The sequence below is a fragment of the Polaribacter sp. genome (genome assembly GCF_965656025.1).
Classification (GTDB): domain Bacteria; phylum Bacteroidota; class Bacteroidia; order Flavobacteriales; family Flavobacteriaceae; genus Polaribacter.
Map to the genome: position 1 here is coordinate 1 of NZ_CBFHJT010000010.1, position 2,530 is coordinate 2,530.

General features: G+C 29.4%; 2 protein-coding genes. One reads left to right on the forward strand and one right to left on the reverse strand.

Annotation, left to right across the window (positions count from 1 at the left end; all coding sequences use genetic code 11):
- Positions 1-247: 247 nt before the first annotated feature.
- On the reverse strand, positions 248-1,582 hold the full coding sequence (locus tag ACTG3S_RS03030; protein ID WP_439127899.1) for a dihydrolipoamide acetyltransferase family protein: 1,335 nt from the start codon (positions 1,580-1,582) through the stop codon (positions 248-250).
- A 448-nt stretch (positions 1,583-2,030) separates the two neighbouring features.
- Between ACTG3S_RS03030 and ACTG3S_RS03035 the strand changes: the two genes are divergently transcribed.
- On the forward strand, positions 2,031-2,530 hold a 500-nt coding region (locus tag ACTG3S_RS03035; protein WP_439127900.1), incomplete at its 3' end, for a YceI family protein.

The window sequence follows — 2,530 nt, forward strand, 5'->3', positions numbered from 1 at the left end:
TCATAGAACTGAACGAAATTTAAGTAGAAAAAGAGAGGGGATTATCAGTGTTGACGAAATCTAGGTTTCACCGTATAAATTAATCTTATTCCTCTCTTTTATTCTTTCTGATTAATTATTAAATTTAATGAATTGTAAACTTAAGATGTATAAAAGCCATTGAAACGGCTTTTATACTGGACCGTTAGCGAAAAATAAAAAAAAGCTCACAAATAGTGAGCTTTTTCAATAGTATCATTGATACGTTTTAAAAATCTTGATTTACATCCCAAGATTCTAATATTTCTTTTAATGTTTTAATAAACATGCCACCCAAAGCGCCATTTACCACTCTATGATCGTAGGAATGTGATACAAACATTTTTTGTCTAATACCTATAAAATCTCCTTCTGGTGTTTCTATCACAGCAGGCACTTTTCTAATAGCACCCAAAGCTAAAATAGCAACTTGTGGCTGATTTATAATAGGCGTACCCATTACTGAACCAAAACTGCCAACATTGGTTACTGTGTAAGTTCCGCCTTGTATTTCATCTGGTTTTAAAGCATTGTTTCTTGCTCTGTTTGCCAAATCGTTTACAGCAGATGTCATACCTACTAAATTTAACTGATCTGCATTTTTAATAACAGGTACAATTAAATTACCATCTGGTAAGGCCGCTGCCATTCCTAAATTGATATTTTTCTTTTTAATAATGGTATCACCATCTACAGCAATGTTAATTAAAGGATACTTTTTAATGGTACTTGCGATAGCTTGCATTAAAATAGGCGTAAATGTTAGCTTTTCTCCTTCTCTTTTTAAGAACTCGTCTTTTACTTTAGCACGCCATTTTACAATATTTGTAACATCTATTTCTATAAATGATTGCACATGTGCAGAAGTCTGAACAGAATCTACCATGTGTTTGGCAATTAATTTGCCCATTCTTGTCATTTCAATAACTTCATCACCACCATTTACAGAAACCGGTGCTGCTTTGGCAACTGGTTTTTCTATTTGTTTTGGTGCTGTTGATGGTTTCGATTCTTTAACTTGGTTTGCAATAACATTAGAAGACTCGTTTCTATTTTCTAAATAAGAAAGCATATCGTCTTTGGTAACTCTACCATCTTTACCTGAACCAGCAATGGTTTCTAATTCTTCCATAGAAATACCTTCTGTTTCTGCAATATTTCTAACTAATGGCGAATAAAATTTACCAGAATCTGAATTTTTAGCAATAGGTGTTGCAACAATTTCTGATGCTTTTTCTATTGTTTTTTCAACTTCTTTTACCTCTTCTGTAGGAGCAGTTTCTTCGTTTTTTGTAGATGATTCTTGCGCTGTATCATTATCTCCTTCTGTTTCTATAATTGCAATCGTATCTCCAACAGCAACAACATCGTCTTTTTGAAACATAATTTCTACCAAAGTTCCTTCTACTTCAGAGGGCACTTCAGAATCTACTTTATCTGTAGCAATTTCTACAACAGCTTCATCTAGTTCAATGGAATCTCCAACTTCTTTTAACCAAGAGGTGATGGTTGCTTCTGCAACACTTTCTCCCATTTTTGGTAACTTTAATTCAAATCTTGCCATTTATTCAATTTTTATAGATTGCAAAAGTACTAAAAAAAGAGGTGATTTTTTCTTAAAAATTTCATTAAAATTAAAAACACAAATTTACATATTTTGAATTATTGACAATAAAAACAAAATTTTACTCAATTAAAAATAAAATAAATTCAAATTTAGCTATAAAAAATACATATTTAATAACAACCTGTTTTAATCATTGTAAATATAATTTATAATATTTAGCAACTAGCATACTTATTTTATCTACTAATTGTAAAAAACAACTCCTTAAATGCTATTCTACCTATTCAAAGACTTTTTCTACCAAAAAAAACCTATATAACTTAAAAATAAAACACTCTATTTCAGGAACTTAAATTCCGAAGTAATAAAATTTAAAATAACATGATTTTTATCATAATTTAGAATGCTTTTAAGTAATAATTTTGTGGTATAAATAAGAAATATCATGAAAAACAAGATACTAATATTTGCTTTATTAATTGGTTTTATTACCAATATATATGCACAAGAAACTACTAAAAACATTGTACTAGAAATCAAATTACCTAGTGTTGTATTAATAGAAGGTACTTCTACTTTACATGATTGGGAAAGTACTGTAGAAAAAACAGAAGCACAATTGGTTGTAAATAATTTAAAAGATGTTACCATAGAAACCTTAAATGTTAAGGTAGATGTTTTAAGTATTAAAAGTGGTAAAAAATTAATGGATAAACTTACTTACAAAGCTCTAAAAGCTAAAGAATATCCAAACATAACCTTTGTTTTTAAAAAAGGGGAAATCATTGGCGAAAACGAAGCTTTTATAGACATAAAGTTAAATGGTGATTTAACCATTGCTGGAGTTACCAAAAACGTTTCTGTAGTTACAAAAATTAACAAGTTAGGTAATACAATTATGTTAAAAGGCAGCCATCAATTAAAAATGACAGACTTTGGAATAGC

Excerpts from the sequence above, each read along its gene's own strand:
- ACTG3S_RS03030 (WP_439127899.1), bottom strand. The coding sequence starts at position 1,582 with ATGGCAAGATTTGAATTAAAGTTACCAAAAATGGGAGAAAGTGTTGCA.